Origin of the sequence: Bradyrhizobium sp. B124, from assembly GCF_038967635.1 — a bacterium.
Lineage (GTDB): Bacteria > Pseudomonadota > Alphaproteobacteria > Rhizobiales > Xanthobacteraceae > Bradyrhizobium.
In genome coordinates, this window is sequence record NZ_CP152413.1 from 3,058,374 (window position 1) to 3,082,556 (window position 24,183).

Below are 24,183 nucleotides of genomic sequence, written 5' to 3' on the forward strand. Positions count from 1 at the left end.
ACGCGTGCTGCTGTGCGCGCGGCAGGAAGTCGCTTTGCAGCCGCGTGTGTTCGATCTGCTGGTCTACCTTGTCCACCACCGCGACCGGGTCATCTCAAAAGACGAGCTACTCGAGGCCGTCTGGCCAGACGTCACGGTCACCGACAACTCGCTGCAGCGGGCGGTGAGTTCGTTGCGCGCCGCGCTACGCAGGGGTGGCATGGAGGGAGCGATCCGGAATCTGCCGGGCAAAGGATATCGGTTCTTCGTTGATTCCGAGATCAGGCCGCCGGAACGTGCCGATCGCAATCAAGACGGAACACGCGGTGCAATCGGAGCAATCGGCCTCGCCCGACGTGCGGCGGTCGGACATTTATGGCTGCAGGCGGCAACGCTCTTTCAGAGCGCCGACGGAGACGGCCAGCTCAGCGCCGAAGATTTCCACGATTGGGCTCTTGCCCTGCAATGCCTCGGCAGGACAGCGGCAGCCATTCCCATTCTGGTCCGCGCGGTCGCCGCGCGCAGCGAGGCCGGCGACGCTGCCGGAGCAGCGGTCGATGCGATCGCCCTCTCGGGCCTGCATTTCGAGAGCGGCCAGGCCGCGATCGGAAAGGGCTGGCTCGCGCGCGCGGAAGATTGGGCCTCGAGGCTCGACGATCCTCCGACGACCGCCCTGCTGTTATGGATGAAGTCCAAACTGGCCGCCTTCGATGGCGAGCCGGAACAGGCGCTCGCGCTGGCCGACGCGGCCTACACCGCCGTCAGATACAAGGATGCGCTCAACATCGAAGCTCTGAGCCTGGCCTATCGCGGCTTCTATCGCCTGTGCCTCGGCGACACGCATGGCGGACTGGCCGATCAGGACCATGCCGCCGCGGTCGCACTGTCCAGCAACAATCTGGATCCGGTCATGGGCGGCAGCCTCTACTGCAACATTCTCTGGGCAGCCCGGATGTTCGGAGATTGGGCGCGGGCCGACCAGTGGACGCGGAGCTACCAGAATTTCTGTTCGAGCAGCGGCATGGAACTGACAGGTTCATGCCAGCTGCATCGCTCCGAGGTGCTCGGCATCAGAGGCTCGCTCGACGAGGCACTGGCTCGGATTCAGGACGCGCTCGCGCGCCTGACCAGCGATGCGCCATGGTCGATGGGCGATGCCAACCGGGTGCTGGGCGATATCCTGGCTGCAATCGGCAATGACGACGCAGCGCTTGAAGCCTACGACAGGGCTTACACGATGGGTTGGTGCCCGGAGCCTGGCCGCGCGATGTTGCTGCTCGCAAGAGGCGAAGCTGAGGCTGCCCATGCGAGCCTCGAACGGAGCTTGATCGGCAAGACCTGGTGGACCCTGCAGCGACGGGGAATCCTGCTCGCACATCTGGCACTGGTTGCAGCACACACGCATCGGAGCGGCCAGGCCAAGGCATTGATCTGCGAACTTTCGGGAAGTCCGGATCGCTGGCCGATGCCCTCGATCCGCGCGCTCACCAACGAAGCGCAGGCGATCCTCGCGCTTTCCCGGCAGGACCATGAAGCAGCCATGCGACATCTCCATCTCGCCCGCCAGCTGTGGTCCAGCATCGAGGGACGGGTCCAAATCGTGCGGCTGAGGCTGCAGATTTCCAGGCTCCAGCTGGAGCGCGGGGACGTTCGCGGCGCCACGGCGGAAGTTCACGCGGCACAGCTTCTGGCAAATGAGTTGGGGTCGCCCAAGCGCGTTGCCGACTGCGTTGCCTTGCAGCACGACATTGACGCCTGGCAACCAACCGCACGACGTCAGATGTGCGGGTGATCAGGCCGCGCGACGCAGCCAGTCGCGCACGCGCTCGATCAGATTCTTGCGCGGGACCGGCCGAACGGCCGTGGCAACGGGTTCGATCCCGCGCGCGGATGGCGGCGGCTGTTCGGATGCCGCCGACTCCACAACAGCCGCTGTCTCGACCGCTTGGCCGGCATCCACAGCGACTTGCTCCGGCGCGATGGCCGGCTGATCCGGTTCGGCTTCCGCCACCGGCGTCTCCGCGATATCGAACGGGTCAGCTATGACCGGCAGCTCAACAGGTGCCGGCGCGTCCACGACGATCGGCGTCCCGGCATCCCCGGTCACTTCGGTGACCCCGGTCGCCTCAGCGACCACGGGCGCCTCGGCGGCAACGGGCGCATTTGCGACCTCAGGCACCTCAACGACCGGCTCTTCTGCAAGCCGCGCGCGCCGTCGTTCCGCGGCCGCAACCCGCAACCGCGCGCGCCGCTCGCGCATGGCGTTCGCCGCGGCCTGCAACGCGATCGGGCCGACATTCTCCAGGAATGCACGTTCATAGCCGCGCGACAGGCGATCGAGCGCTTCATCGAGCGGCAGCCAGTCGACTTCCCTGATGTCGCTCATCAACGCGCGCACCGGCTTGCCGCCGGCATCCATGCGCCAGTAATGCACCACCTTGGAACGGCCGCCTGAATCATAGACCAGCATGCCGAGGAATTCGTGCACCTCGACGTCGTGGCCGGTTTCCTCTAGCACCTCGCGCTCGGCGGCGTCGCGCGGCGTCTCACCATCGTCAAGCTTGCCCTTGGGCAGCACCCACTCATTGCGCTTGCGCAGGCGCACAACGGCAAAGCGCTGCGGCGCGTCCCGCCGCAGCACAATGCCTCCCGCCGCCAGAACAGGCGTCCGCGCCATCTCGTGTCCATCAGGTTTGCGATTTAGGATCGTCGCGCGACGATCCCGGCTACTCTAAAGCATGTTCCTGAAAAGTGGAAACCGGTTTTCCGGGCAGATCATGCTCAAAGAATGGCGCGCAGGAAACAGCGAGATCAGTTCGTAGGCTTTTTCAACAGCGGTTCGCCGCATTTGATCCGCGTTCCCTCCGCGACATTGTCGCAGAATTCGAAACTGCCGGGCGCGAGCACAATGATGGTCGAGCCGTGCTCGAACCAGCCGAGTTCGTCGCCCTTCTTGACATGCGCGTTACAGGGGAAATCCACCGGGCCCCGCGACTGCGCGTTCAGCGTGACGTCGAGGAAATGCAGGCGCAGGCTCGCCACCAGGATGGCGGCGACCGGAACCAGCGTCAGCGCCTCGCCGGTTGGAAGCTTCGCGCGCAGCACCGCGCGCTCGTTCTTGCAGAACAGCCGCTCGATCCGCTTCAGCGCGATCGGATTGACGTTCCAGACGTCGCCATGAATGAACGTGACCTTGTCGATCGCAAGATCGTACGGCGCGTGGAACCGGTGATACATGCTCGACGTCAGCCGCAGCGTGACGAAGCGGCCGTTGCTGTGCTGCTCCACCAGCGCGGGATCGCCGACCAGATCGAGCAGCGAATAGGGCGCGCCCTTGACCTGGAACAACTGCCCATCCTCGATCCGCCCATGCGCGCCGATGATCGCATCCGACGGGCTCACGATGATGGCGGGATCGGCCACCGCCGGGCGCAGGCCGGGCTTGAGCTCTCGGGTAAAGCAATCGTGCAAACTCTTGAACTCGGTCTTCTTCGCCTCGGACAGATCGAGGTCGGAGAACAGCTTCCAGCAGGCGATCGAGGCGTCGCGCACCAGGGGGTTCTCGACCTTGGAGAACCAGCCCATGAAGCGGGTGATCGCCGCCCGCGGAATCCGGTTGGTTAGCAGGAAATTGAGGTCTTCCTGCTGGGTGAATGCCGAGATCAGGCCCTTGACTGTCATGAATTTGTTAGGTGCCGAGGCTAGCGCTTCTGTCATGGAAACATCCCTTCCGATTCTCTCGCTGTCCGCCGCCGCGCTTGCCGGCGCCGCCGCAGCTTTCCCCAAAATTCAGGCCCGCCTCGCGCTGTCGCGGGCCAAGCACCGCTCGCTGACCGGACATTCCAAGATGTCCAAGATGGTGGCGCGCATGGTGCCGCACTACGAATTCGACATCGACGACTTCTTCCGCTCCGACGGCGCGCCGAAGGACGTCGCGATGCAGCGCCAGGACGGCTTCTTCCGCCTCGCCGGCCTCTACGCGGATCGCTATCCCAAGGGCCGCGCGCTGACCGCCGAGGTGACGGAGCGGATCTCCGACCTGCAGTTCACCGAAACCTACCGCGTGCCGTTCCAGTACAGCCGCCTGGTGCGCGAGCATCTTGGCACCTCGGCCTTCGTCGAGGCCTCGAGCGGCGTCACCGTCACCGACCTCGACGGCAATGTGTCCTACGACCTGACCGGCTCCTACGGCGTCAACATCTTCGGCAACGACTTCTACAAGGAGTGCATCGCCGAGGGTGAGAAGCGGGCGCACGCGCTCGGCCCCGTGCTCGGCCCCTACCACCCGATCATTGCCGACAACGTCAAGCGCCTCTGCGAGATATCCGGCCTCGACGAGGTCTCGTTCCACATGTCCGGCACCGAGGCCGTGATGCAGGCGGTGCGGCTCGCGCGCTACCACACCAAGCGGACCCATCTGGTCCGATTCGCCGGCGCCTATCACGGCTGGTGGGGCGAGGTGCAGCCCGGCGTCGGCAATCCGGTCTCGCCGCACGAGACCTTCACGCTCGCCGACATGTCGGAGAAGACCCTGCATGTCCTGCGCACCCGCAAGGACATCGCCTGCGTGCTGGTCAATCCGCTGCAGGCGCTGCATCCGAACGGCAACGCGCCCGGCGATTCCGCGCTGGTCGATTCGTCGCGCTCCTCGGGGTACGACCGCACCGCTTACACCGAATGGCTGAAGAAGCTGCGCGAGGTCTGCACCGAGCGCGGCATCGTGCTGATCTTCGACGAGGTGTTCGTCGGCTTCCGCCTCGCCGCCGGCGGCGCCCAGGAATATTTCGGCGTCAAGGCCGACATGGCGACCTACGGCAAGAGCCTTGCCGGCGGGCTTCCGGTCGGCGTGGTGTGCGGCCGCAAGGACCTGATGCGGCGTTTCCGCGACGACCGGCCGGCCGACATCTGCTTCGCCCGCGGCACCTTCAACTCGCATCCTTACGTGATGACGGCGATGGACGAGTTTTTGAGCCGGCTCGCCAGCCCGAATTTCCGCTCGATCTACAACGGGCTCGACGAGACCTGGAACGGCCGCGCCAAATCGCTCAACGACCGCCTCGAAGCACAAGGCCTGCCGGTTCGGGTCGGCAACATCTCGTCGATCTGGACGGTCTATTACACCGAGCCGTCCCGCTACAACTGGATGCTGCAATACTATCTGCGGGCCGAGGGACTGGCGCTGAGCTGGGTCGGCACCGGCCGGCTGATCTTCAGCCTGAACTACACCGACGCCGATTTCGCCGAGGTCGCCGACCGCTTCGCTGCGGCAGCCGAGAAGATGAAGCGCGACGCCTGGTGGTGGCACAAGGAAGGCCTCACCAACAAGAACATCAAGCGGCAGATACTGAAAGAGATGGTCGCCGTGAGGTTCGGGCGTTAAGCGCCGGTACCCCCCTCTCGCTCCCTCGCCCCGCGCTCTTGTCCGCCGAAGCCCGCCTTCGGGCGAAGGCGGATGCGGGGAGAGGGTTGGGGTGAGGGGCCGCATCCACAAAATCGGTAACAGACGGACTCGCGGTGAGCCCCCCTCACCCGGATTGCATCTGGCGATGCAATCCGACCTCTGCCCGCACGCGGGGCGAGGTGAAGAGAGTGCACAGACGAGAAGCTTCAAGACGAGACCTTGTTGTTGCGACGTCTCAAGACGTAGATGCCCGGGACAAGCCCGGGCATGACGCATATCGGAAAGATATTGGAGCAACGATCAGGCGTGCTTGACGTGCTTCTCGAGACCCGGATCGATCAGCTCGCCCTTCATCAGGAACAGCGGCGCCTTGTGATAGAGCTTCAGGTCATGGAAGGGGTCGGTGACGATCTTGGTCATCCAGACGAGGCCGGTCTCGATGTCGCGGATGAAGAACAAATGGATGGTGCGGAACAGGAGACCGCCGATGCCGACCACGAGCCAGACCTTGGCGACCTGACGGGTGAAGTCGCTCATCGTGACCCAGGGCTTGAACAGGCCGAACAGCGTCGGATCGAAGTACAGCACCATCGGCGACAGCGCCCAGATCGCCATCAGCACGACCTTGCGCTGCAGGTTGTAGCCGACCTTGATGTCTTCCTTGTGCTCGTGGGTCGCCTGGTTGACGTGGTCATACCCCTTCGGCTCGAAGAAGAAGTGACCGGCCTGGCGCGAGGTCATCGAGACCAGCCAGCCGACCAGTGCCGACACGACCGGATCGAAGAACAGCATCACATAGGCGAACAGGAAGCTCAGCGCGCTGACGAAGTGCAGGCTCTGGTTGATCCGGCTGTGATGGTAGAAGCGATGGTCATCCCAGCGCTGGGTACGCAGCTCTTGCAGAAAATTCTTGATCATTGGTTCCCCCAACATCTTTCGGGACAGGATTTACAGGGATTCGATGTATCGCGTGTGACATCATCATAATGACATATGACAATGCGGAGCGACGCCTTGACGCAACCGGAGAAGGGTCTCGCCTCATCCCGGCGCGGTTTGCGGGGATGAGGCGAAGGAGATCGTAGCCTCCTGGCTAGGGGCGCGCTGTGCACCACCTCACCCGGAGGATCGGCGGGCTGAGCCGCCTGGCCAACCGCCTCAGGCGGCTTTGGCGACGTCCGCCTTGCGGAAGCGGACCAGCGAGAAGTGGCCAAGCGGCGGGATCAGGCGGCGTTCCGCGAGCTCCATGCCGCGCGCGCCAGCCAGCCATTTGGTGTAGCGCGACCAGGCGAATTCGGCGGTCCGGAACCCGAGCGGGCGCACCACCGGCTGCAGCTTCTGCTCGATGAAGCGGCGGACGCCGGCATCGGCGCTGACGCGGGTCAGGATGATCAGCTCGCCGCCCGGACGCACCACGCGGGCGAACTCGTCGAGCGCGGCCTCCGGGTTCGGCACCGCGGACAGCACGTACTGCGCCATCACCACGTCGAACGAATCGTCGGGGAATTCGAGCTTCTCGGCGTCCATCACCGCGAGGCCCTCGACATTCTTCAGGCCCTGCTCGGCCACCCGCTTCTTGGCCTTCTCGAGCATCGCCTCGGAGATGTCGGTGCCGAAGATGCGCACATTCTGGCTATAGAGCGGCAGCGAGATGCCGGTGCCGACGCCGACCTCGAGCACGCGGCCACCGATCTTGTTGGTGGCCTGGATCGCAGCCTGCCGGCCCTTGCTGAACACGCCGCCGAACACGAGGTCATAGATCGGCGCCCAGCGATCATAGGCCTGCTCGACCGTTTCGCGGTCGAAGTCCATGGAACGGTCGGCGCCCAGCTTGATGATTTCAGCCATAGATTAAGTCTCTCGTCTTTCATTCGTTTGAGCTGTTAATTCGGAACCGCACTGCGGCCGGCAACGCGGCGGGCGGGCCGCGGCGCGCGGCTCGGCTGCAACGTGGCCAGATTGCCGATGAACTGACGCGCACTGTTTTCCCAGGAACGCTCCAACGCAAAATTGCGGCAGTCGGCGCGCGACATGTTCAGCGCGCGCAGGCAGGCGCTGCGCAGATCGTTGTCGATCGCGCCGATCGGATGATCCGCGATGACGTCCTTCGGGCCGGTGACCGGGAACGCCGCGACCGGCGTGCCGCAGGCCAGCGCCTCGAGCTGCACGACGCCGAAGGTGTCGGTCAGGCTCGGGAACACGAAGACGTCGGCGGCGGCGAGGTGGGAGGTCAGATCCTGGCCCTTCTTCTCGCCGAGGAAAATCGCGTCGGGATATTTCTGTTCCAAGGCCGCCCGTTGCGGGCCATCGCCGACCACGACCTTGGAGCCCGGCAGATCCAGCGACAGGAAGGCGTCGAGATTCTTCTCCACCGCGACGCGGCCCATGGTCATGAAGATCGGCCGCGGCAGGTCGAGCAGCGCCGGCTGGTCGGGATTGAAGATCTTGGTATCGACGCCGCGGGTCCAGAAGCCGAGCTTGCGGAAGCCGCGCTCGGCAAGCTCTGATCGCAGCGAGTCGGTCGCGACCATCGTCATCGATCCGGCCGCGTGGAAGTGGCGCAGGACGGCATAGCCGACGCTGTCGGGAATTCCGGTGCGCACTGAAACATATTCGGGGAAGCGCGTTGTATAGGATGTGGTGAAGGCGAGCTTGTTGCGCTGGCAATAGCCGCGCACCGCCCAGCCGATCGGTCCTTCGGTCGCGATGTGGATCGCCTCGGGCGCGGCCTCCTCGATCCGACGCGCGATCTCGCGGCGGTTCGGCAGCGCCATGCGCAGGCCCGGATAGGTCGGCACGCCGACGGAACGGAAGCCGTCGGGGGTGAGGAATTCGATCTCGGCGCCGAGGGTCGCTGCGCTGCGCGCAAGCGACGTCAGCGTCCGGACCACGCCGTTGACTTGCGGATGCCAGGCATCGGTCGCAACGAGTATGCGCATCGCAGGAGACCCAAATCGTTAATCTTGATTCTGCTCGCACGACGTTCTGACATGGATGTTTCAAACGTATGACGTCATCGAAATGTTAGGTTGTTTTTCACGGCGAACTGCCGGTTTTTCGTGTAACATGACAGCCAGATGTCAGAGCAGCAGAGTGAACATCCCGGCACCACGCGCCGCAGGCTCAAACGGCGAAACTCGTCGCTCCTGATCCTGGCGGCCGGCATCTTCGTGTTTGCCGTCGCCGCAGGCCTGCTGTTCTACGGGCTGCGTCCGGTGACGCTGAAGATCGCGGTCGGCCCGACCGGCAGTGACGACGTCAAGCTCATCCAGGGCTTCGCGCAGGCCTTTGCGCGTGACGGCAATTCGGTGCGGCTGAAGCCGGTCACGACACAGGGGGCCGCCGAAAGCATCGCGCTGTTCACCGCGAACAAGGTCGACCTCGCGGTCGTGCGCGGCGATCTCAGTCTGCCGGCGAGCGCCGAGGCGGTTGCGGTCCTGCGCAAGAATGTCGTTGTGCTGTGGGCACCGTCGGGCGGGAAAGGCAAGCCGCGGTCTGCGAAGATCAAGAGCATCGACGATCTCCCCGGCCACAAGGTCGGTGTCGTCGGCAGCACCCAGGCCAACGTCACGCTGCTGCGCGTGATCCTGACCGAGTCCGGCATCAACCCCGACAAGGTCACGATCAGCCAGTTCGCCGTCAACAAGGTCGCCGATCTCGCGCGCGATCCCTCGCTCGACGCCTACATGACCGTCGGGCCGCTCGACAGCAAGATCACGGCGGATGCGATCGCGGCGACGGCGGCGGCGCGCGGCGAACCGAAATTCCTCCCCGTCGATGTCTCGGAAGCGATCGCGCAGAAGCATCCGCTCTATGAGTCCGAGGAAATCGCCGGCAGCATCTTCTCCTCTTCGCCGGCCCGGCCCGAGGACAAGATCGAGACCGTCGGCGTCAATCACCTCATCATCGCGCAACATGCGCTGCACGAGGCAACCGTCGGCGCACTCGATCGGCAGTTGTTCACGCAGCGGCTCCAGGTCGCGCGCGACGTGCCGGCGGCGGCCAAGATCGAGAAGCCGGACACCGACAAGGATGCCGCGCTGCCGGCGCATCAGGGCGCGGCGGCCTATATCGACGGCACCGAACGCACCTTCCTCGAAAAATACTCCGACTACATCTGGGGCGGCATCCTGCTGGTCTCCGGCCTCGGCACGGCGGGAGCCTGGTTGCGCCACTACGTGAAGCGCGACGAGCGGGAGCGTTACATCACCCATCGCGACGGTCTGCTGACGCTGATCTCGCGGGTGCGCGGCGCCGAGACGCCGGAGGAGCTCGCGGCAATGCAGAGCGATGCGGACGCGCTGCTGCGGGAGGCGCTCGATTGCTACGACGACGGCGCGATCGAGGACGGCGATCTCTCGGCGATCGGACTGACGCTCGAGCAATTCCATCACGCCGTCTCCGATCGCCGCGCGGTGATCAACGGCGACAGGTCGGGCGTGCCGAGGATGCGCGCCGGCTAGGCGCGTACGCCGATTGCACCGAGAGCAATGTGCACCGAGAGCAATGTTTGGATTGCGCGTGCATGCGTACGCCCCCATGCTGCGCCACACTATGATCGCATCCCTCATCGCAGACCTGCCCGCGCCGTTCGTGCTCGCGGTCGCGCTGGCCGGCGTGTTCCTGATCGCCTTCATGAAAGGCGCGTTCGGCGGCGGCTTTGCCATTATCGGCATCCCGCTGCTCTCGCTCGCGATGGACCCGATTGCGGCCGGCGCGCTGCTCGCGCCATTGTTCATCGTCATGGACCTTACGGCGCTGCGTTTCTGGCGCCCGAGCACCTGGTCGCGCGTCGACCTCGCGATGCTGCTGCCGGCGCTCGTGGTCGGCATCGTTCTCGGCTATTTCGCGCTGCGCGATCTCGACCGGCATGCCGTCGAGATCGTGATGGGCCTGGTGACGCTGGTGTTCGCCGCACTGTGGTTCATCGGCGGCGGCGAGATCAAGCCGCGTCCGCGCTCGACGATCAAGGCGACGTTCGCCGGGCTCTCCTCCGGCGTCACCACGATGGTCGCGCATTCAGGCGGGCCGCCGCTTGCGATCTATCTGCTGCCGCTCGGCATGTCGAAGGCGCTTTACGCCGGCACCACCAGCCTGTTCTTCACGGTCGGCAATTTGCTGAAGGCCGGCCCGTGGCTCGTGCTCGCCACGCCGTCGCGCAGCCTGTGGATGCTGATGGCGCTTTGCGTGCCGGCCGTGCCGGTCGGCGTCTGGGCCGGTTGGCGGCTGCACGAACGCCTCGACCAGCGCGCGCTGTACCGCGCCTGCTACGCCATTCTCGTCATCACCGCGGCCAAGCTGCTGTGGGACGGACTGGCCGGATACGTTCGGCTCTGAGCGCAGGCGACGTTGTTGCTGCTCGTCAGGAAGATCGCCTGCTGCCGCTGACGCTGATGGCTAGCGGCCCGATCCCCTCGAGCATCTCGACCATATCCTCCGGCTCGAGCCGCTTGCGCGCCACGAACGAGAAATGGCGGCGCAGCTTCAGGACCGGCTTCTCGATCCAGTGCCAGGAGGACGCCGCGAACGCCGTGATCAGCACCAGCGCGACGGCGAACTGGACAATCAACGACGCGTTCGGCAGCCACACCTTCACCACCTGCTGCATCGGGAAACCGTACAGATAGATCCCGTAGGAATAGTCGCCCCTTGAAAACAGCGGCAGCCGCGGCAGCTTCGAAACACCGAGGAACACGGTGATGTAAACCAGCGCCGGAGCAATGACGGCATTGAGGACGGGCTGGGTGATCCAGGCGGCCGGTCCGAGCAGTGCTGCTCCGAGGCAGAGCGCGCAGCAGACGGCGAGAATGCGCCCGTCATAGGGAATGCGGTCGCGGTAAAGGTAGATCGCGATCCCGAGCAGGCAGGCAACCGGCAGTTTCGCGCCGCGCCCGAGGAACAGCGCCGTGCTGAAGATCTTGTCATACAGCGAGCCGGCGACGCCGGGAGGCAGCTGCGACGGCGTTGCGGCATGCCCGGTGATCTGCACGGCAAAGCCGATACCGGCCAGGACGACAGCGCCGAGCACGATCAGCGCCGGCCTGCGCAGCAGCCCCAAGGTCATGATGACCGCCATCACCGCGTAGCAGCCATATTCGAACGGCACGGTCCACAGCGAACTGTTGACCTCCGGCGCGGGATTGCTGCTGAATACGCCCGGCAGGGTGTAGTTCACGAGGCCGACGACATTCGTGAAATATTTGTAGGTGCCGGCGCTGGTGAAATAGTCCCAGAGCGGCAGCGTGGTGAAGATCGGTCCGAGGATCAACGCCGACAGCACGATCTCGACCGCGAGCGCCGGAACGATCCGCATGCCGCGATTGATCAGGAATTCCTTCAGGCTGAGCCGCAGCCCGCTTGCGGCGATCAGGAATCCGCTCAATGCGAAAAACATCACGAGGATGGCAAATTGCGGAAACCAGAAGATCCCCGTCAAATCGGAGTCGCCGCGCCCGGTGGCAAGATAGGACGTATGCCCGGCGACGACCGAGATCGCGAGCGCAACGCGGAGAAAATCGAACCCGGGACCAAAGCCTTTCTGCTGATCCAGCATGCTTCCGATCGAAGGCGCTGGCATGAATTCCACTCCATTCCAAACCACGCCTTCGGACAGCAAGCGCCGTGCCAGGAACGATGTCTCGGGACGGGACAGCGCCCGGCAACGTGCCCTTAACCGTGCGACGAAACACCGACGAAACAAATCCCTAACCGCACGAAACCATTTTGGCGATTTCGTGCAAACGTCCTGAAACGCCTCACCTGTACTGGTTTGACCCAACGACGCGCCGGAACTGGCGCGCAGGGCGCAAACAACAGGGGTCGACAATGTTCAATTCCATCAAGCTGAACGCACGTCTCGCTGCCGCCGCCTTCGGTGCGCTGGCGATTGGCACCGTCGCTTTCTCGGGCTCCGCCGCGGCCGCTCCGCTGCCGATGTTCCCCTTCATCCTGACGCCGCCGACCGAGGCGGTGCAGCCGCCGGTGCAGTCGATGCCGCAGGCGCAGGAGGAAGACCGTTCCGTCGAATTGCCCGCCCGCCTGCGCCGCCAGGTCGTCGCCTATCCGACCCGCGAGGCGCCCGGCACCGTCATCATCGATACCCCGCACACCTATCTCTATCTCGTGCTCGGGAACGGCCAGGCCATGCGCTACGGCATCGGCGTCGGCCGCGACGGCTTCACCTGGTCGGGTACCCAGACCATCACCAAGAAGGCGGAGTGGCCGGATTGGACCCCGCCGCCGGAAATGATCGCCCGCCAACCCTATTTGCCGCGCCACATGGCCGGCGGCCCCGGCAACCCGCTCGGCGCCCGCGCCATGTATCTCGGCGGCACCGTGTACCGCATCCACGGCACCAACGCGCCGGAGACGATCGGCACCCACGTCTCCTCCGGCTGCCTGCGCCTCACCAATGGGGACGTCACCGACCTCTATTCGCGGGTCAACGTCGGCACCAAGGTGATCGTGCTGCCGATGACCGACCGCCGTGCCGACCTCGGTTCGGCCGTCCGCTAGGCCCGACACATTCAGACATTGGCGAGCAGACATTGACGACGGCTCCGGCACGATGCCGGTGCCGTCGTCGCGTTCATAATCGTTAACGTCCAGATCGTTAACTTACAGGTGATCTCGGGCGACCGGCCCGCCTCCGCCCCCGAAGCAGCTTGATCCCGCCACACTGGCGCCCTCGTCGGCGGGCCTGTACAACCCGTCAAGTTGATTTCATCCGGGGGAATGATGCGTCTACCGATGCATCCAAGAACGATCGCGCTCGGGCTGACGGTGGTGCTGGTCTCGTTCGCGATCAGCCTCAAGGCCATGGACTGGCTCGCGCCGAGCGTCACGGTGCAGACGCCACCGCTGGTGCAGCTGCCGCCGCTGCCGCCGGCGCCGCGCTCCTCGACGGTCGTGGCGCAGGTCTCGGTCGCGCTGTCGGCGATCCGCGATGCCGCCGAACACGGCGCACCGAAGACCTTCGGCGGCAAGGCCGACAATCCGGTCCAGCAAATCCTGCAAAATGCCGACATCGGCTGGACCGCCTCGCGCGGGCCGATCGCGGCCACCGGCGCGCAGGACGTGCTGACGCTGACGACCCCGATCAACGGCACGCTCAAGGTCACCGGCTCGCTGTCGGCGAAGGCGACCGGCGCGGTCAGCGACGCGCTCGGCAGCCTGCTCGGCGGCAACGTCGCCAAGCAGATCGGCGCCGTGAACATCAAGAACATCAACGCCAATGCCGACATCAAGGGCAGCGTCACGCTGACCGCGCGGCCGAAGCTCGGCGCGTCCTGGCGGATCGAGCCGAACCTGCAGGCGCAAGTCAATCTCGGCGACACCAGCCTGTCGGCCGCCGGCGTCCGCATCAGCGTGCCGGCCCAGGTCAAGCCGGTCATCGACAAGGCGGTCGCCGACCAGATTTCCGTGGTCGAGGCGCGGTTGCAGAACAACCCGGTGTTCCAGAACGCCGCCCGCACGCAATGGGTCAAGGCCTGCCGCTCGATCCCGCTGCAGGGCACCGGCGGCACCGCGTCGATGCCGCCGATGTGGCTCGAGCTGCGGCCGACCCGCGCGATCGCCGCGCAGCCGAAGGTCGATGCGTCCTCGCTGATCCTGACCATGGGGATCGAGGCCGAGACGCGGATCACGGAGACGCAGACCACGCCGAACTGCCCGTTCCCCGACAAGCTCTCGATCGTCCCGCCGATGCCGAGCCAGGTCTCGGTCGGCCTGCCGGTCGACATGTCCTTCACCACGCTGACGCAGCTCGTCGAGGCGCAGTTGAAGGGCAAGACCTTCCCCGAGGACGGCTCCGGCCCGGTCGACGTGACCGTCAAGAGTGCGAGCATCGCCGCCTCCGGCGACCGGCTTTTGATCTCGCTTCTGGTGCACGCCAAGGAGAAGAAGAGCTTCTTCGGCTTCGGCGCCGAGGCGACCGTGCACATCTGGGGCCGGCCGCGGCTCGACCAGGCGGCGCAGACGCTGCGGCTCACCGACGTCGAGCTGGCGGTCGAGTCCGAGGCCGCGTTCGGCCTGCTCGGCGCCGCCGCGCGCGCGGCCATCCCGCATCTGCAGCAGGCGCTCGCCGACCGGCTGGTCGTCGACCTCAAGCCATTCGCGACCAACGCGCAGCGGAAGATCACCGCCGCCATCGCCGACCTGCAGAAGAACGAGGAAGGCATCCGCGTCGACGCCGACGTCAACAGCATCCGCCTCGCCGGCATCGCGTTCGATTCGAAGACGCTCCGGGTGATCGTGGAGACCGACGGCAACATCAAGGCCGCCGTCACCGCGCTGCCGGCGCTGTAGTCTTGCCCCTCTCCCCGCCCTTCGCGGGGACAGGGCTGGGGTGAGGGGCTTTTTCCACGGGTCGCGAATGCAGTGAGACCTGTACCCCCTCACCCGGATTGCTCCGCAATCCGACCTCTCCCCGCAAGCGGGGCGAGGTAAAGGAGCCGGCACGCCACCGCGGGCCGCGACTCACGCATGCCCAAAAAGTCGTCTTTGCGACAGGTTGCCGCACCGGATAGAAGGTGCCTCGTGGAAGCAACCCCCAAGGAAAAGATCAGGGAGAGAAACACGATGAAATCGCTCTTGGCCGCAGCAGCGGCCGGCCTCGCGCTGGCGGTCTCCGGCACCGCGGCGAACGCCCAGATCTCCGACGACGTCGTCAAGCTCGGCGTGCTCACCGACATGTCGAGCCTCTATGCGGACGCCACCGGCAAGGGCTCGGTCGCCGCGGTCGAGATGGCGGTCGCAGACTACGGCGGCAAGGTGAAGGGCAAGCCGATCCAGGTCGTCGTGGCCGATCATCAGAACAAGCCCGACGTCGGCGTCAGCATCGCGCGCAACTGGTACGACAACGACAAGGTCGATGCGGTCCTCGACGTGCCGACCTCGTCGGTCGCGCTGCCGATCTCGGCGCTGACGCGCGAGAAGAACAAGATCCACATCAATTCCGGCGGCGGCTCCTCCGATATCACCGGCACTGCCTGCTCACCCAACACCGTGCACTGGACCTACGACACCTACGCGCTGTCGAACGTCGCCGGCAAGGCGATGGTCAAGCGCGGCGAGGACACCTGGTTCTTCGTCACCGCCGACTACGCCTTCGGCATGGCGCTGGAGCGCGACGCCGCCAACGTCGTCAAGGAGACCGGCGGCAAGGTCTTGGGTGACGTGCGCCATCCGCTCAACTCGTCGGACTTCTCGTCCTTCCTGCTGCAGGCGCAGGCTTCCAAGGCCAAGGTCGTGGCGCTGGCGAATGCCGGCGGCGACACCACCACCGCGCTGAAGCAGGCCGCCGAGTTCGGCCTGACCCAGGGCGGCCAGAAGCTGATCGCGCTGCTGATGGAAATCACCGACACCCATGCGCTGGGCCTGAAGGCGACACAGGGCCTGATCGTCACCGACGCCTTCTACTGGGACATGAACGACGAGACCCGCGCCTTCTCGAAGCGCTTCAACGAGAAGGTCGGCCACATGCCGACCATGATCCAGGCCGGCCTCTACTCGGCGACGATGCATTACCTGAAGGCGATCGAGGCGATCGGCACCGACGAGGCGCCGAAGGTGATGGAGCAGATGCGCAAGACGCCGGTCAACGACTTCTTCGCCAAGAACGGCCATATCCGGATCGACGGCCGCATGGTGCACGACATGTACCTGTTCGAGACCAAGAAGCCCGAGGAATCCAAGGGCGAGTGGGATCTCTACAAGCTGATCGCCACCGTGCCCGGCGACGAAGCCTTCCGTCCGCTCGACAAGGGCGGCTGCCCGCTGGTGAAGTCGAACTGACGAGCACGCTGCCGCGGGCCGGGTCCCCCGGATGTGCGCCTGATGACAGCCAACAAGAAATGCGCCCGGCCGGCACCGGGCGCATTTTTCTTTCCGCGTCTCTTTCCGCGGCAGGTCCCGGTAATCGCCCGCGTCAGCCGGCGCTATTCGCCATTCGGGCGTGGGATCATCCAGGTCGAATACGTCTGCCAGACGCCGTCGCCCTGATTGCGTTGATAGGCGATGAAATCGGCATGGTCGCCGTGCACGAGCTCATAGCGATAGTACCTTGAGAGGTCGTCGATCTGCTTGGTCATGGAACGTCTCCGTCATAAGGGAAAGCTACTGCATTTCGACGTAGTCGAGCCGCACCGGCGATCAATAGAATGATTGTTATCATTCAATCACGGTCGCGAGAGCTGGTCTGATCCGGTTTGAGGATGTGGGTCGATCGACGCACATCCCCGTGTGGGGCCTCAGCGCCGGGCACGATGCGTACTGCGGCGCGGCACGTGAACGACGCCGATGCCGCTCTCCTGCGCTTGCAGCGCCTGCAGCACCGCGGGCGGCAGCAACACCAGCCTGGCCGCCGGCGTCGGCGCGCCGTTGTTGAGCACGTCGCGATACGGATACAGCGCCTGGTAGGCTGCCGGCTCGGAGATCGCGGCCTGGGCCGAGGCCGCCGTAGCCGTGATGGCCGACAGCGCTGCCGCCAGCGCGATGGTTCTGAACGTCGTCGTGCTGAACGTCCTGGCGACGTGGGAAACCCTGGTAGTCATGGCAACGCTCCCGCGATTTACATCGCATACGATTAATTCGCTCGCGCCTGATAAAGGCATGGCGCGACCGGTCTTCAAGTGTCCCGATTTAATCGGATGCGATTTATTCGGGCGCGGGGCTTCAAATATCCGTGTGACCGGCGATGCCATGCGCGGCCCGCAATGGCGGCCTGCTCGGGCCACGCGGCAGCGGCGCGAAAGTCAGCGGGCACGCTGGTGCTCGCAGGCGCGAACCTGGGCGGAACCTGGGTTCACTGCAGGATGGTTCGTCACATGCAGCGAGCACGCGGGCTACGCGCTCAAAGCGCCCGCCGCTGGAATTGTGCATGCAACCGCGCGTCGATGCGGCGCACATCGAAGCGAGATGGCTTGCGCAGCACCGGACGCGGTTGCTTCGGTCAAATTCAAGCCGGATCGGACAGGCTGCCGAGGTTGGCAGGATTTAACATCCACGCCATAGTGAATGACTATCCTGGTCGTGAGCCAATGTGGGGTCAGCTATGGACGTGTCACCTTCTGGTAGTGAGAGCCGAAGCACGTCGGAGCCACCACAAGCACCGCGCCAGGACAATGCGCACGCGGCAACGCGCATGCCGGCGATCATTGTCGGCGTCGTTGCAGCAATCATCGTTGCGCTGTCGATCTATTATCTGCTGCGGCCCGAGCCGCTGCTCGTGCAGGGCGAGGTCGATGCAACGCGGCTGGATATCGCCGCGCGCGTCGACGGACGGGTCAAGGACATCCTGGTCGAGCGCGGTCAGAACGTGGCGGCGGGCGCCGTGCTGGTGAAGATCGACAATCCGGAAACGCTGGCAAAGCAAGATCAGATGCGCGCCGCCAAGGCGGTCGCGGACGCGCAACTCGCCAACGTCATGGTTGGAACGCGGGTGGAAACCATCGCCGCGCGGAAGGCGGAAATGGAGCGCGCGGAGGCCGCGCAGGTGCTGGCGCAGAAGACCTTCGATCGCGCCAAGACACTGACCGAGCAAGGCAACGCGCCGCAGGCGCGCCTCGATCAGACCACCGATGCGCTGCACGAAGCCGAGCGCGGGCTCGATCAGGCGAAATCGGCCTATGAGCAGGCGGTCAACGGCTACACCAAGGAAGAACGCGCGATCGCGAAAGCCAATGTCGAGAAGGCCGAAGCCGACATTCAGAGCGTCCAGTCGGTCATCGATCAGCTCGCGGTCTACGCGCCGGTCGCCGCGCAGGTCTATCAGCGCAACGTCGAGCCGGGCGAGTTCGTCTCGCCGGGCGTGCCGCTGGTGACGCTGATCAATCTCGGCGACCTGTGGATCCATTTCGATCTGCGCGAGGATCTGGTGAAGGGCCTGAAGGTCGGCGATAAGTTCGACGTCCGGATTCCGGCGCTCGACGACCGTCATGTCACGGTCGAGGTCAAGCTGATCGCCACCAAGGGCGAATATGCGAGCTGGCGGGCGACCCGCGCCACCGGCGATTTCGACTTGCGGACATTCTCGATCCGCGCCTATCCGGTCCAGCCGGTGCCCGATCTGCGGCCCGGAATGAGCGCCTATCTCGACTGGCGGTCGCGGCAATGAGGCTGGCCTCAAAGCCCGGATTCTGGCGGGTCGCACAGCGCGAATGCCAGTGGCTGGTGCGCGACCGCGTGGCATTGCTGCTGATCTTCGGCGTGCCGCTGTTCGCCTTCGTGGTGCTCACGGCCGTGTTCAGCCAACCGGTGATCCGGGGCCTTGGCGTCACCATCGTCGACACCGACAAGTCGGATACTTCGCGCGCGCTGACGCAGCAGGTCGCGGCGTCGCCGAGTCTGCGGATCGTCGACGATTCCGGCTCGCCGTCGTCAGCCGTGCAGGACATCCGGTCCGGCAAGGCGATCTCGGCGATCTTCATCCCGCCGAACTTCGAACGCGACCTGAAGGCCGATCGCCGTCCGCAGGTGGTCGGCTTCTACAACCAGCAATTCCTGACAGCGGCCGGCATCGCGTCGTCGGGCCTGAACGATGTGCTGTCCGCCGCGGCGAGCGCGGCAGCTCCCGCCAACCGCGCCGCCCCCGCCCCGGCATCGATGGGAACGCTGTCGGCGGAGACCATCGCGCTGGTCAATCCGCAGAAGAACTACGCGCAGTTCCTGCTGCGCGCGCTGCTGCCGACGATCATCCATGTGGTGATCACGCTCGCCGCGGGCTATTCGGTCGGCTCCGAATTCCACCGCCGCAACGCGCGCGAGTGGCTCGAAAGCGCCGGCGGCGATCCGATCGCCGCGCTCGCCGGCAAGCTGGCGCCGCTGTTCGTGATCTTCATCCTGATCATGCTGGCCCAGCCGCTGATCCTCGAAGGCGTGCTGCAGATTCCCTTCAAGGGCGACGTGCTGCTGATGATTGCCGCGGGCCTGCTTCTGATCATCGCCTACCTGTCGCTCGGCGCGCTGCTGCAGCTTTTGGTCGGCGACCTCGCGACCGGGCTCGGCCTTGCCGGCCTGATCGCCTCCCCCGCCTTCGGCTATGCCGGTGTCGGCTTTCCCACCATCGGCATGAATACGTTTGCGCAGGTCTGGAGCGCGATCCTGCCGCTGCGCTGGTACATGGCAGTGCTGATGGGACAGGCGGCGCGTGGATTGCCGGCATCGGAATCGGCGATCCCCTTCGCCGCGCTCGCAGGCCTTACGCTGCTGTTTGCCGCGCTCGCCTTGCTGCGCATGGCGAGCCTGACGCGCAGGGGCTGGTTTGCGGCGGCGCGGCCGGCCGAACCGCCGGTCAGCGAGCCGGCGCCATCAGGCGTCGACGGCGCCTTCACGGCGGAGTGGCGGCGCGTGCTCGGAACGCGCAGCGCCTTCAGCCTGCTGTTCCTCGCGCCGCTGGTCTACGGCATCTATTATCCGCAACCCTATCTGAACCAGATCCTGCGCAAGCTGCCGATTGCGGTCGTCGACAATGATCTCAGCGATCTCTCGCGCCAGATCGTCGAGACGCTCGATGCCAGTGGCACATTGAGCGTGACGGTTCGCGCCCGCACCCTTGCGGAGGCAAGCACCGCGATCGACCGCGGCTATGCATTTGCCGCGGTGCAGATCCCGCCCGGCACCGAACGCGACGTGCTCAAGGGCCTCACCGCGCACATCCCGGTCTATGCCGACGCCACCTATCTGTTCATCTTCCGCTCGACCGCAGGCGCGGTCGCCACCGCGATCGGCACGCTGACATCCGAACTGGTGTCGCGGGGCGCCCGCGCCGACGGAAGTCTGGTCAAGGCGAAGCTCGCAAGCCTCAGCCCGGCCAACGTCCTGCTGCAACCGATCTTCAACCCGGTCGGCGGCTATGCGAGCTACATCGTCCCGGCGGCGTTCATGCTGATTCTGCAACAGACGCTGCTGATCGGCGCGGCGATGCTGACCGGCACGGCGCTGGCGAATTCCCGCAGCACTGTTGCGAACTCTCGCAACTTGGTCGCGGGCGTGTTCGGGCGCGGCGTGGCCCATCTGACCATCTACCTGCCGGCGCTCGCGCTCTATCTGATCGTGCTGCCGCGGATCTATGGTTTCTCGACGCTCGGGCATCTGCCGCAGATCTTCGCGCTCGCGACCGTCTTCCTGCTGGCGACGAGCTTCATGGGACAGGCGATCGGCGCCTGGTTCACGCGGCCGGAGAACGCCACCATTTTGCTGCTGGCGACCAGCCTGCCGCAGTTCTTCACCGCCGGCTTCGCATGGCCGCGCGAGGCCATCCCCCCTGCGGCCACGGCACTCGGCCGGCTGTTTCCGGCCGACTCGGCGATCGACGGCCTCGTGCGCATCAACCAGCTCGGCGCCAGCATCTGGGAGGTCTCGCATGACTGGCTGAGGCTGTGGTGCCTGGCACTGGGCTATTTCGTGCTCGCCGTGATCTCCGCGCTGGTGTTCAAGAGAGGACAGCAAGATGCCCAACGCTAGGCGCATCGCCATTGTCGCGATCCCGCTTGGGCTCGTCGCGGGCGCGCTGATCTACGCCGAGAGCCGCGCAACGCCGGCCCCTGCAATCGTCGGCGTGGTCCGCTCGACCGAGGTCAGGATCGAGCCGGAAGTGAACGGCCAGCTGGTGTCGATCGCAGTCGAGAAAGGCGCCAAGGTGCACGCGGGCGACGTCCTCGCCAAACTCTCCGCGGTCGAGTTGAGCGCGCAGGCCGACCAGGCGCGGGCCGCGCATGCCGCCGCGGTGGCGAACCGCAACAACGTCTATGCCGGCGTACGCCGCGAGCAGATCGACTCGCTGAAAGCCGCGATCTCCAAGGCCAATTCACGGCTCGACTATGTGGAGACCCAGCTCAAGCGGATCACCACGCTGGCGAGCCAGAGCTTTGAAACCCAGCAGGCGCTCGACCAGGCCGAGAACGACGTTGCCGCCGCGCGCGCCGGCGTGGCGGCGGCCCAGGCGAATTACGATGCCGCCATGGCGGGGCCGACCAAAGAGGAGCGCGCCATCGCCGACGCACAGGTGCAGGCGGCCGCGGCTGCCGTCGCGGTGCTCGAGCGCCGTCTCGACAAGATGGTGCTGCGCGCGCCGGTCGACGGCGTGGTCAGCGTGATCGCGGCGGAAGTGGGCGAGAACGTTCGTGCGGGTCAGCCGATCCTGATGATCGCGGCGGCCGGCAAGCAATGGCTGTCGTTCAACGTGCGCGAGGACCATCTCGACGGTCTTGCGATGGGCAAGACCGTGAGCGTGATACCGAACGGTTCCGGCGCCGCCGCCAAGGCTGCCATCACCGAGTTGCGGCCGCTCGGGGTGTTTGCCACCTGGCAGGCCGAGCGTGTGATCGGCGATCACGACCGCAACACGCTGCGCCTGCGTCTCGACCCCGCAGGCGCCGCGGAAGGTCTCGAACCCGGCATGAGCGTCCGGATCGAGCGTTGACAACGCGCCGCGCCCGGTCGCGAGCCGCAATGAGGTGCGTGCTGTCGCCCTCCGGCCCGACGCGGAAGCTTGTGTCTGCCGGCCTCGCCGAATAGTCATCGGACTGTCAGAAGATTGCGACAAGAAGACAACAGCGTCGGTCCTGTTGGGCTCGGCCCTCATGGCATCGCCCCGATGCCGCGCAAAAGATGGAGACTTGGCCGTGAGGCAGATTCGTTCGCGACGGAAGATGCATGTTGGCGCGATGCTGCTCGGCGCGGCGGCTTTGGCGGTCCTGCTGCCGTCGATGGCGTCAGCGCAAACCCGCCCGGCGCCGGCCGGCGCCAAGCCGTTCCTGACCGTCGACGGCAAGCAGCCGCTCGTGATCGGGCATCGCGGCGTGCCGGGCCTGGTGCCCGAGGAGACCGAGGCCTCGTACGAGCTGGCCGCCGACCTCGGCACCGACGCGCTCGAAGAGGACCTGCATCTGACCAAGGATTGCGTGCTGGTGGCGCGCCACAATCCGTGGCTCGGCGACAACACCAACGTTGCCGAAGCGGCGAAGACCAATGCGGAAGTCGCGAAGCGCAAGCGCACCGCGCCGGGCGTTCCCGTCAAGGTGAAATGGGCGCAAACGCCGACCAGCGGGCCGGCCGAATATCCCACCGACCTCATCGATCCGGCCGATCCCAAATCGGTGCTGAAGGCGCTCATCGTCGATGGCGACGACCACACCAATGATTGGTCGATCACCGATTTCACCATGGACGAGCTGAAGACCTGGATCGCCGGCACCACCTATGATGCCGCCAACGAACGGCCAAAACTGTTCAACGGCAAGTTTCCGATCATCAGTTTCCAGGACATCATCGACATCGCCAAAGCCAAGAGCAAGACGACGGGACGTTCGATCGCGGTCTATCCGGAAACCAAGAATCCGACCTGGAACAATGCCCAGGCGATCGCCAATGGCTGCGGCGCGCCCGGCAGCCACCCGCTCGAGGATGCCCTGATCAAGATCATCAGGGATAACGGCCTCAACACGAAGGACGCGCCGATCATCGTTCAGAGCTTTGAGCCCGGCAGCCTGAAATATATGCACAGCCACGGACTCGAAACGCGGCAGGTCCAGCTGATCGACGGCAACGGCGTCGACTTCAAGACCGGCAAGGTGCTGCTCAACAACATCGCCAATTCCCGTCCGTACGACTGGACGGTCGCGGGTGACGGCCGCACCTTCGATGCGATGCTGACGCCTGCGGGCCTCGCGGAGATCAAGACCTATGCCGACGGCATCGGTCCGTGGAAGGCCTATATCGTCCCCTACAAGATCTCACCGTGGAAGGACACCAACGCCGACGGCACGCCCTACAAGGGATCGACGGCGGATGCCTCGACGCAGGACGCCACCAGCGTCATTGCCGACGCGCACAAGCTCGGCCTGTTCGTGCATGTCTTCACGTTCCGCAACGAGAAGAAATATCTGGCTGCCGACTATCGCGGCGACCCTGGCCTGGAATATCTGAAGTTCTTCCGTCTCGGCGTGGATGGGGTCTTCACGGACTTCACGCACACCGGCGTCGCCGCCCGCGCGGCCTATCTGCGCGAACTCGGCTGGTGACGCTGGCAACAGACGCGGATTTCATGCGCCTAACGACAAATGCGCCCGGTATCGCCGGGCGCATTCGTCTTTCACACAGGGCGATCCGCGTTACTCGGTCGCGTACTTGAACTCGGGCATCGCCTTCAGCTCGTCCTTGGTCGCGCTGAACACCGCGTGATCCGGATACCAGGGATTCGGCTTCGACGCCGCCGCTGCGGGCGCCGCGCCGGTGGTGGTCGTCGACTTGGTCGTGCTGCCGGTGTTCGAGGCGCCGGTGTAGGCGACCGGCTCGCTTGCGAATTTCACCTTGTCGAGCGGCACGGCGACCAGATGCTCGCCGACGCCAAGGAAGCCGCCGACGCCGATCACGACAGCCTTGATGGCGCCGCCCTTGTCCATCAGGAGATCGTTGATCGAGCCGACGCTCTCGTTCTTGTCGTTGTACACGCTGAGGCCGACGACCTTGGACGCGCGCCAGTTGCCTTGATACGAGGTCGATGACGTGGTCGTTGTCGTCGATGCCGCAGGAGACATCTTGTCGCCCTTGTCGGTGGGGGTCTGTGCAATCGCGACGGTTGCAAGCAGGGCGGAGCCGGCCACGCCGGCGATGATGGATTTGACCAACATAGTTGCGCTCTCCTCAGTTCGCAAAATCGATGCTGGGAAAACCCGTGATGTCCGCGACCGTTCCTAACGAGCCTGCGCTCAAAAGCCGCCCCAATGCTTGGGAACGCCATGCCGGGAACGCCATGGAAGCGATGCGGCAAGCCCGAGGGTTGCGCACTTTCCGACACATGGAAC

At 65.3% G+C, this 24,183-nt stretch carries 20 protein-coding genes; 11 read left to right on the top strand and 9 right to left on the bottom strand.

Going from position 1 to position 24,183, the window contains the following annotated elements:
• Positions 1-4: 4 nt before the first annotated feature.
• Positions 5-1,771 carry a winged helix-turn-helix domain-containing protein gene (locus tag AAFG13_RS14810; protein WP_342712448.1) on the top strand — a complete coding sequence of 589 codons (1,767 nt, stop codon included), beginning with the start codon at positions 5-7 and terminating at the stop codon, positions 1,769-1,771.
• Here the strand turns inward: AAFG13_RS14810 and AAFG13_RS14815 are convergent, their stop codons facing one another.
• On the bottom strand, positions 1,772-2,656 hold the full coding sequence (locus AAFG13_RS14815; RefSeq protein ID WP_342712449.1) for an NUDIX domain-containing protein: 885 nt from the start codon (positions 2,654-2,656) through the stop codon (positions 1,772-1,774).
• Positions 2,657-2,790: 134 nt separating this feature from the next.
• Complete coding sequence (gene asd, locus AAFG13_RS14820; RefSeq protein ID WP_212310799.1) at positions 2,791-3,660, bottom strand: archaetidylserine decarboxylase; 870 nt, start codon at positions 3,658-3,660, stop codon at positions 2,791-2,793.
• Positions 3,661-3,694: 34 nt separating this feature from the next.
• Between asd and AAFG13_RS14825 the strand changes: the two genes are divergently transcribed.
• On the top strand, positions 3,695-5,359 hold the full coding sequence (locus tag AAFG13_RS14825; RefSeq protein WP_342712450.1) for an aminotransferase class III-fold pyridoxal phosphate-dependent enzyme: 1,665 nt from the start codon (positions 3,695-3,697) through the stop codon (positions 5,357-5,359).
• Between the two features lie 321 nt (positions 5,360-5,680).
• On the opposite strand, the gene AAFG13_RS14830 is transcribed toward AAFG13_RS14825, so the two are convergent.
• The 3 genes from AAFG13_RS14830 to AAFG13_RS14840 all read right to left on the bottom strand — a co-directional run bounded on the left by AAFG13_RS14830 (position 5,681) and on the right by AAFG13_RS14840 (position 8,319).
• Complete coding sequence (locus AAFG13_RS14830; protein ID WP_212310589.1) at positions 5,681-6,298, bottom strand: hypothetical protein; 618 nt, start codon at positions 6,296-6,298, stop codon at positions 5,681-5,683.
• Positions 6,299-6,538: 240 nt separating this feature from the next.
• On the bottom strand, positions 6,539-7,228 hold the full coding sequence (locus AAFG13_RS14835; protein ID WP_092115972.1) for a methyltransferase domain-containing protein: 690 nt from the start codon (positions 7,226-7,228) through the stop codon (positions 6,539-6,541).
• 35 nt (positions 7,229-7,263) lie between these two features.
• A complete protein-coding gene (locus tag AAFG13_RS14840; protein ID WP_173638043.1) occupies positions 7,264-8,319 on the bottom strand; it encodes a glycosyltransferase family 1 protein in 1,056 nt (351 codons plus the stop codon).
• A 138-nt stretch (positions 8,320-8,457) separates the two neighbouring features.
• Between AAFG13_RS14840 and AAFG13_RS14845 the strand changes: the two genes are divergently transcribed.
• Together AAFG13_RS14845 and AAFG13_RS14850 are read left to right on the top strand one after the other, a co-directional pair.
• Positions 8,458-9,843, top strand: coding sequence for a TAXI family TRAP transporter solute-binding subunit (locus AAFG13_RS14845; protein WP_342712451.1), 1,386 nt, complete (start codon positions 8,458-8,460; stop codon positions 9,841-9,843).
• 91 nt (positions 9,844-9,934) lie between these two features.
• Positions 9,935-10,717 (top strand): sulfite exporter TauE/SafE family protein, encoded by a 783-nt coding sequence (locus AAFG13_RS14850; protein ID WP_342712452.1) that lies wholly within the window; start codon positions 9,935-9,937, stop codon positions 10,715-10,717.
• Positions 10,718-10,742: 25 nt separating this feature from the next.
• On the opposite strand, the gene AAFG13_RS14855 is transcribed toward AAFG13_RS14850, so the two are convergent.
• Positions 10,743-11,957: an acyltransferase gene (locus tag AAFG13_RS14855; RefSeq protein WP_342712453.1), complete on the bottom strand. Its 1,215-nt coding sequence runs from the start codon at positions 11,955-11,957 to the stop codon at positions 10,743-10,745.
• Between the two features lie 248 nt (positions 11,958-12,205).
• Here AAFG13_RS14855 and AAFG13_RS14860 point away from each other — a divergent pair, with 248 nt between their 5' ends.
• From AAFG13_RS14860 to AAFG13_RS14870, 3 genes are all read left to right on the top strand, one after another.
• Entirely contained in the window at positions 12,206-12,895 is a 690-nt protein-coding gene (locus tag AAFG13_RS14860) for a L,D-transpeptidase (RefSeq protein ID WP_342712454.1), read from the top strand.
• A 222-nt stretch (positions 12,896-13,117) separates the two neighbouring features.
• Positions 13,118-14,686 carry a DUF4403 family protein gene (locus AAFG13_RS14865; RefSeq protein ID WP_342712455.1) on the top strand — a complete coding sequence of 523 codons (1,569 nt, stop codon included), beginning with the start codon at positions 13,118-13,120 and terminating at the stop codon, positions 14,684-14,686.
• A 273-nt stretch (positions 14,687-14,959) separates the two neighbouring features.
• Positions 14,960-16,174 (top strand): ABC transporter substrate-binding protein, encoded by a 1,215-nt coding sequence (locus tag AAFG13_RS14870; RefSeq protein ID WP_212310596.1) that lies wholly within the window; start codon positions 14,960-14,962, stop codon positions 16,172-16,174.
• Between the two features lie 143 nt (positions 16,175-16,317).
• Here the strand turns inward: AAFG13_RS14870 and AAFG13_RS14875 are convergent, their stop codons facing one another.
• On the bottom strand, positions 16,318-16,470 hold the full coding sequence (locus AAFG13_RS14875; protein ID WP_212310597.1) for a hypothetical protein: 153 nt from the start codon (positions 16,468-16,470) through the stop codon (positions 16,318-16,320).
• Between the two features lie 159 nt (positions 16,471-16,629).
• Positions 16,630-16,932 carry a hypothetical protein gene (locus AAFG13_RS14880; RefSeq protein WP_342712456.1) on the bottom strand — a complete coding sequence of 101 codons (303 nt, stop codon included), beginning with the start codon at positions 16,930-16,932 and terminating at the stop codon, positions 16,630-16,632.
• A 590-nt stretch (positions 16,933-17,522) separates the two neighbouring features.
• Between AAFG13_RS14880 and AAFG13_RS14885 the strand changes: the two genes are divergently transcribed.
• The 4 genes from AAFG13_RS14885 (at position 17,523) to AAFG13_RS14900 (ending at position 23,400) form a co-directional block, all read left to right on the top strand.
• Entirely contained in the window at positions 17,523-18,494 is a 972-nt protein-coding gene (locus AAFG13_RS14885) for an efflux RND transporter periplasmic adaptor subunit (protein ID WP_342712457.1), read from the top strand.
• Positions 18,491-20,842: an ABC transporter permease gene (locus tag AAFG13_RS14890; protein ID WP_342712458.1), complete on the top strand. Its 2,352-nt coding sequence runs from the start codon at positions 18,491-18,493 to the stop codon at positions 20,840-20,842. The genes AAFG13_RS14885 and AAFG13_RS14890 overlap by 4 nt, the downstream gene beginning before the upstream one ends.
• Positions 20,829-21,800: an efflux RND transporter periplasmic adaptor subunit gene (locus tag AAFG13_RS14895; RefSeq protein WP_342712459.1), complete on the top strand. Its 972-nt coding sequence runs from the start codon at positions 20,829-20,831 to the stop codon at positions 21,798-21,800. Before AAFG13_RS14890 ends, AAFG13_RS14895 begins: the two co-directional genes overlap by 14 nt.
• A gap of 202 nt (positions 21,801-22,002) precedes the next feature.
• Positions 22,003-23,400, top strand: coding sequence for a glycerophosphodiester phosphodiesterase family protein (locus AAFG13_RS14900; protein WP_342712460.1), 1,398 nt, complete (start codon positions 22,003-22,005; stop codon positions 23,398-23,400).
• Positions 23,401-23,490: 90 nt separating this feature from the next.
• Here the strand turns inward: AAFG13_RS14900 and AAFG13_RS14905 are convergent, their stop codons facing one another.
• Positions 23,491-24,009 (bottom strand): PRC-barrel domain-containing protein, encoded by a 519-nt coding sequence (locus AAFG13_RS14905; protein ID WP_342712461.1) that lies wholly within the window; start codon positions 24,007-24,009, stop codon positions 23,491-23,493.
• Between the last annotated feature and the right edge of the window lie 174 nt (positions 24,010-24,183).